This is a genomic window from Kitasatospora sp. NPDC007106 (genome assembly GCF_040634455.1).
Classification (GTDB): Bacteria; Actinomycetota; Actinomycetes; order Streptomycetales; family Streptomycetaceae; genus Kitasatospora; species Kitasatospora arboriphila.
On the sequence record NZ_JBEYFP010000355.1, the window covers coordinates 1 to 6,154 of the forward strand.

Below are 6,154 nucleotides of genomic sequence, written 5' to 3' on the forward strand. Positions count from 1 at the left end.
TAATTCAACATGACTTATTACGATTTTTGTGTATTGTTTACTGGAGTTGAGTCGTGCGATCTTCCGATCTGGGGCGCCCCCTCGTCTTCAGGCCTTACTGCCCGGCGCCCGCACCCACGGCCTGAATCATCGGCACGATGGCGCACGGGTTGACGAGTCGATGGTCAGTGGCGTTGCGAACCACCCTTACCGGAGCTCAGTTCGCGATGCCGCAGTACTGCTGCTGCTTGCCGATCGCCCGGTACATGCAGTCGGCGTTTTCCAGCAGGAGCAGCACCGCCTCTCGATTGCGGCTGGTCTCCCGGTCGATGATCGATCCGGGCGGGTAGAAGCCGCCGCCGCTGCTGGAGGTCGGGTACATCTCGAAGGTGTACGCGAAGATCCGGTGCGCGCCCCACAGCCAGTCGTCGATCGACCCGTCGGTGATGTACAGGTCGCTGGACTGCTCGGGGGTGTAGCCGTTGGTGGCGGCCATGGTGCGGCCGAAAGTGGCGAAGGTCTTCGCCTCGTCGGCCGTCATGCCGCTTGCGGTGTCGGCGCTGGTCCAGCCGAACGGCCACAGCACCAGTTCGCTGTAGGTGTGGAAGTCGATGGCTGCGGTGATCTGCTGCTTGCCGCTGACCACCCGGGTGCGGACGAAGTCGGCGACCACCTTGGTCTCCGTTGCGGATTCGGGCGCGCTGCCCCGGTAGGTCTCGCTGGAGGTGGAACCGGAGGAGCCTCCGCAGCAGCCCCACTTGTAGTTCCAGTTCCGGTTGAGGTCGGTGCCGATGTACCTGCTGCCGGCATTAGGTTGTCGGTCCTTGCGCCAGCTGCGGTAGTTACCGGTCGCGATGTCGTACTCGCCACCGTCCGGGTTGAGGTCCGGGACGATCCAGATCTCCCGACTGTTGACGATGTTCGCGATTCGCGAGTCGCTCGCGTACTTGTCGCTGAACTCGTGCAGCAGGTAGAGCGCCATTTCGACGGTGAGGTGCTCGCGGGCGTGCTGGTGGAAGGTGAGCAGTACCTCGGGCTCGCTTTCGTCGGTGGTGACGTTGTCACTCACCTTCACTGCGACGATGTCTCGGCCCTCGTATGACTTACCGATCACCTGCTTGCTCATGGTCGATGGGTGGGTGGCGACCATCGCGTTGATGTCGGCGGTGGCCTCGGCGTAGTTGTGGTAGGCGGAGTCTTTGCTCGGGAAGTCGTTGAGCGTGGTACTGAGCTGCGGGGCTTCCTGCTCAGGGCCGGGCAGAGCGATGGGCTTCCAGCCGAGCGCCCTGAGTCGCAACAGTTCGGCTGCGTTGGCGCTGACCACCACGGAGCGGGCGTCCACCTCGTCGATGGAGGCGCCGGTGGCGGCGATCACGGTCCGCTCGGCGACGGTGCTCGGGCCGTCGACCGCGTACTGCCTGAGGGTCTCGTCGACGGTGACGTTGGGCGTGCCGGACCGGGCGGATGCGGAAGTCATGGTGAGGGGCGTGGCGAGGGTGAGCGAGAGCAGGGCGGCGACGGCGAGGGCCGGCCGGCTGCGTCGGGGCAGTCGCATGACTGTCCTCCTGTGGGGGTCCGCAGGAACGGAGGGAGGAACGAGGCGCGCCCAGCCGATGGTGACTTGATGTCATGAATCAGTCAATACGTCCGGCGTTAGGGAGCGTATTTGGTCGTGATCAAGGGGTGGTCTTGGTCAGGTCCTTGATCCAGAGCATCGAGGCACGAAGGTGGAGGCCGGCGAGGTAGCTGCCGGGTGTCTTGTCGAACCGGGTGGCGATGCCCCGCCAGGCCTTCAGCCTGTTGATCAGGCGCTCGACGGTGTTCCGCTCCTTGTAGAGCTCGGCATCTCCCTCCACTGGCCGCCCGTCCGGAACCGCCAGATCACGCCCTCGAACTGCCGACGCAGCCGCTCGGGGTACGGGCCGTACTCGCCGATCGGCAGGTACGGCCCGATGAACTCCTAATCGCCGTCAGTCAGTTGCACTCGCGTCACACAACATGATCTATCGGATCGGGCGCGACCACGAGAGCGAAACCCGCACATTGATCACAACCCGATACGCGCCCTAGTCCTGCTCGACATCAAGTCCTGGGACCGCGCGCTCTACCGGCACCTGACCAGGCAGAGACTCGCTCCCACCCTGGACTTCGCCCACCGCCTGGCCGGCCTCGGCACCGAGGTCTGGGTCCGCTTCGTTCTCGTCCCGGGCTCACCGACCTTCCCGAGAACATCGAGGGCGTCGCCTCCTTCGCCGCCTCCCTCGGCAACGTCTCCCGGGTCGACGTGCTCCCCTCCACAAGCTCGGCGCCGTCAAATGGCGTGCACTGGGCCTGGAGTTCACCCTCGCCGACACGCGACCAGATGTCCGCGGCCCGCGCGGTGTTCGCCGCCCACGGCTTGCACGCCGTCTGACCGAACCTGTCACACCCGCTCCCCCGGTACGGTCGAGCCCCACAGTTCGCCACCGACCGAGGAGCTTCGTCGTGCCCGCGCCGCGTGTAAGTGATGAAGCGCCAGCGTGGCTCGAGACGCGCGTGAATGCGGCTGACGCCGAGGGGATATCCGTGACGCGCCTCCGGGTTGCAGGACCGGATTCATGGCCGCGGGGCAGCGGACGAGATCCGTTCGACGCAAAAGCGCAGTGGCCGGCCGCGATCGTGTCGCGGTCGGCCACTGCGGGTGCGGTGGGGGTCAGCGCAGCCAGGGGTGGTCGCGCACGACCGGGAGGGCGCCCCAGCGGCGGCCCAGCCCCCAGCTGTTGCCGGAGGCGGTGGCGGCCAACACGATCAGCAGCAGGGCGTAGACGAGGTGGTAGTCGGCGACGGGGTTGGTGGATCCGCTGGCGGCGCCGTTCGCCAGGTGGCGGGCGGGCGGCCACTCGGCGGTCCACATCATCGCCAGCAGCAGGATCCCGCTCGCCGCGGCGATCCGCAGGCCGATCCCGCCGATGAGAGCGAGGCCGATGCCGAGCAGGCCGAGCATGAACAGCCAGTCAGCCCAGGCCTGTCCGGCCCACTGGTGGAAGGCGGACTGCAGCGGGCCGGCCGAGACGTGGCTGAGGAAGCCCTTGGTGGGCGAGCCTCCCCTGACCCAGGCGGCGGCGCTCTTGGTGGCGTAGCCCAGGCCGAAGACCTTGTCGAGGAAGGCCCACAGGAACACGAAACCGAGGGCAACCCGGGTGGCGGCCAGGGCGGTGGCCGTGGCGGTGGTCGCCGCGGTGGTGGCGGTACGGTCGGCCGGCTGCGCGGTGCGGCGGTGGAGCCTGGCCGTGAGGCGGCGGGGCATCCGGGGGGTGTGGGTGTGGTGGACGGCCATGATGGGCTCCTCTGCTGGTTCTACTGCCGGACTGGCGTTAATGATTTGCGGGTGCGTGCTGCGGTGGGCGCGAGGCCGGTGGGAGGGCCGGGGCCGGGCCCTCCTGCCGTCACTTGCGGTGCATGGTGTGCAGGGCCCGGGCCAGGACGTGCGGGTCGTGGTGGCCCTTGTGGACGGCCGGCGGCTGTCGGTCAAGGCCGAGGAGCTGCGCCACCGCGGCCCAGGCGGTGCGCACGGAGTACTCGACGGTGAAGACGACGTCGTCGGGAACCTCGGCGAACTGGCCGATGAAGGCGAGGTTGGTGGAGCCCTTCGGTACGACCTGCGGCCGGTCGCCGTGGCTGCGGACCAGGAACTGGCTGGTGATGTAGGGCATCAGGCAGGGGATGACGGTGGATGCCTCGGCGACGCGCTCTGCGGTGGTGGCGTCCACGGCCAGGTGGTGCAGAACTTCCTGGAGGATCTCCTCCCCGCTGCACTCCCGCATGGGCTTCTGGACGTACGTCCCGGGCTTGTCGGGGAAGAGGCCGTAGCCCCACCAGACGGACACGTCCTCGGGCTGCTGCTGGTAGACCGGCTGACGGTTGACCACGACGGTGAGCAGCCAGGGGGAGTCGGTCAGGGTGAGCAGGCCGCCGCGGCCGGTAGCACGACCGGTGAACTTCTCCATCCAGTCCAGGAAGGCCGGGTCCTTGGCGGTGACGGTGAAGGACTCCCAGGTGGAGTCGGCGACACTGCGGTCGAACACTTCCGGGCGGCCGAAGTCCTCGCGGCCGCGGGCGATGCGGTGCCAGAGCAGGAAGGAGGAGGGACTGCGTGAGGTGCTCGGGCCTTCCGGCGGGGCGGTGTGCGAGCCGAGGGTGGAGTCGGCGGTCATCGAGCCGTTGGTGACGAACACCAGGTCGTCCGGGGCGACCGGAAGGTCGGCGTGGGCACCAGCGAAGTGGATGCGCTCGACGCTCGTGCCCGGCTCCGCCCGGAAGGACAGGTCGGTCACCCGACGGCCGGTGTGGATCCGCACGCCGCGCTCCAGCAGCCAGCCGGTCAGCGGGCGGACGATCGAGTCGTACTGGTTGTACCGGGTGCGGTAGATCCCGGACATCGTCTCGAACTCGGGGAACAGATGTACGAAGCGCCTGAGGTAGCGGCGGAACTCGATCGCGCTGTGCCAGGGCTCGAAGGCGAAGGTGGTGCACCACATGTACCAGAAGTCGGTGGTGAAGAAGTCCTCGCGGAAGCAGTCGGTGATCCGCTTGCCGTCCAGCATCCGTTCGGGTGTGGCCAGGCACTTGACCAGCTGAAGGCGGTGATGCTCGGAGAAGCCCATGGCGTGGCCGTCGCGGATCTCCCCGCCCGCGCCCACCAGCCGGGTGGCGTCGTCCCACGGTGACTCCTGGTGGGAGTCGTAGACGTCCTGGGTGGCGGAAGTCGACGGGTCGTCCAACGACGGGATGCCGGACAGTAGGTCGTAGGTGCAGCGGAACTGGGCCTCGAACATCCGCCCGCCGCGCATCGTGTAGCCCGCGTCCGGCGTGCCGCCCGCGTCCAGGCTGCCGCCGACCTCCACCTGCTCCTCGAAGAGGTGGATGTCGCTGCCGGCGAAGCCGCCGTCGCGGATCAGGAACGCCGCGGCGGACAGGGCGGCTATGCCACTGCCGACCAGATATGCCTGTGCCATCGGAATACTCCTCAACTCTGCTGGGGAAAAAATGCTGTTCGTGCCTGACCGGCCGGTCAGAAAGTGGCGCTGCGCTGATCGGGTTCGCCGTTCGAGCTGTTGGTGCCAGCCTGCTCTGGGCCGGCCGCTTGGGGCTTTGGGCCATTGGTCACTGGTGGGGGAACAACGGTCCCGGCGGCACGGCCTTGGGGTGCTCGGCGCGGATTGCGGGTGTCCTCGGCGGTCAGGTGACCGGGCGGGCTGCGGGCGGGTTGGTGCTCAGGGAACCAGGTCCCGGCGCAGCAGCAGGGGGAGGGCGGCGGCGATCCCGGCGCACCCGACCGTCACCAGGACGGCGAACGGGCCCCAGGCGATCGTCCCGTGGGCGAGCGCGTCACCGGGCGTGTAGTAGTGGAACGTGAAGTTCCCCCCGGATCTTGGACAGCTCGCTACTGGGACGGTTGGTCCCGGAGGAAGTAGTCCTGATCGTGAGTGGCAAGAGCGGTAAGCGGCACGCGGCCGAGTTCAAGAAGGACGCGGTGGAGCTGGTCTTCTCGACTGGACGGACTCCGACCGAGGTGGCCAGGGAGCTCGGCGTCAGTGCCGAGGGCCTGCGCTCGTGGGTCAAGCAGGCGATGATCGACCGGGGCCAGGGCCCTGCTGGCGCGCTGACCGGCACGGAACGCGAAGAGCTGATGCAGTTGCGGCGGCAGAACCATGAACAGCCGCAGACGATCGAGATCTTGAAAAAAGCCACGGTGAACTCAACCCGTCAGCGCAACATCCCTGGTGACGGAGGATGTGGCGCATGCCGAGGTTGGGTCGTCCGGGCATGTCGGACACACAGAAGCGTGAGTTGTGGGACCGCTGGAAGGCCGGTGAGTCGATCAGCGAGATCTCGCGGGCGCTGGGCAGGCCGCCTGGCTCGATCTTCACGATCATCAAGTCCAACGGCGGGATACGTTCCGCCGATCCGGCAACGGCGATCAGGTCAACTGACTTTTCCTGAGCGGGAGTCGATCTCACGCGGTCTCGCTCGGGTGACTCGATCCGCGCGATAGCCCGCTGTCTGGGCCGCTCGGCCTCGACCGTCAGCCGGGAGATCGCCCGCAACAAGGGGCCCGCCCGTTACCGGGCCGTGGATGCCGAGGACCGCGCCTGGGACCGGGCCCCCCGCCGCCACCCGTGCCTGCTCGCCTCCA

General features: G+C 67.8%; 4 protein-coding genes and 3 pseudogenes. 3 read left to right on the plus strand and 4 right to left on the minus strand.

Annotated features, from left to right (window positions below; translation table 11 throughout):
• Positions 1-196: 196 nt before the first annotated feature.
• From ABZ641_RS23150 to ABZ641_RS23165, 4 genes and pseudogenes are all read right to left on the minus strand, one after another.
• Positions 197-1,534, minus strand: a complete 1,338-nt coding sequence (locus ABZ641_RS23150; RefSeq protein WP_359984502.1) for a M14 family metallopeptidase — start codon at positions 1,532-1,534, stop codon at positions 197-199.
• 121 nt (positions 1,535-1,655) lie between these two features.
• A pseudogene (locus ABZ641_RS23155) lies at positions 1,656-1,844 on the minus strand (IS5/IS1182 family transposase); the annotation flags it as partial.
• Between the two features lie 827 nt (positions 1,845-2,671).
• Entirely contained in the window at positions 2,672-3,295 is a 624-nt protein-coding gene (locus ABZ641_RS23160) for a hypothetical protein (RefSeq protein WP_359984504.1), read from the minus strand.
• Positions 3,296-3,404: 109 nt separating this feature from the next.
• Positions 3,405-4,988, minus strand: coding sequence for an oleate hydratase (locus tag ABZ641_RS23165; RefSeq protein ID WP_359984507.1), 1,584 nt, complete (start codon positions 4,986-4,988; stop codon positions 3,405-3,407).
• Positions 4,989-5,440: 452 nt separating this feature from the next.
• Here ABZ641_RS23165 and ABZ641_RS23170 point away from each other — a divergent pair.
• The 3 genes and pseudogenes from ABZ641_RS23170 to ABZ641_RS23180 all read left to right on the plus strand — a co-directional run.
• Positions 5,441-5,656, plus strand: a pseudogene (locus ABZ641_RS23170) (transposase); the annotation flags it as partial.
• 128 nt (positions 5,657-5,784) lie between these two features.
• Complete coding sequence (locus ABZ641_RS23175) at positions 5,785-5,961, plus strand: helix-turn-helix domain-containing protein (RefSeq protein WP_359984510.1); 177 nt, start codon at positions 5,785-5,787, stop codon at positions 5,959-5,961.
• A pseudogene (locus tag ABZ641_RS23180) lies at positions 5,948-6,154 on the plus strand (helix-turn-helix domain-containing protein); the annotation flags it as partial. The gene ABZ641_RS23175 and the pseudogene ABZ641_RS23180, both read left to right, overlap by 14 nt.

Excerpts from the sequence above, each read along its gene's own strand:
- ABZ641_RS23175 (WP_359984510.1), top strand. The coding sequence starts at position 5,785 with ATGTCGGACACACAGAAGCGTGAGTTGTGGGACCGCTGGAAGGCCGGT.
- ABZ641_RS23160 (WP_359984504.1), bottom strand. The coding sequence starts at position 3,295 with ATGGCCGTCCACCACACCCACACCCCCCGGATGCCCCGCCGCCTCACG.
- ABZ641_RS23150 (WP_359984502.1), bottom strand. The coding sequence starts at position 1,534 with ATGCGACTGCCCCGACGCAGCCGGCCGGCCCTCGCCGTCGCCGCCCTG.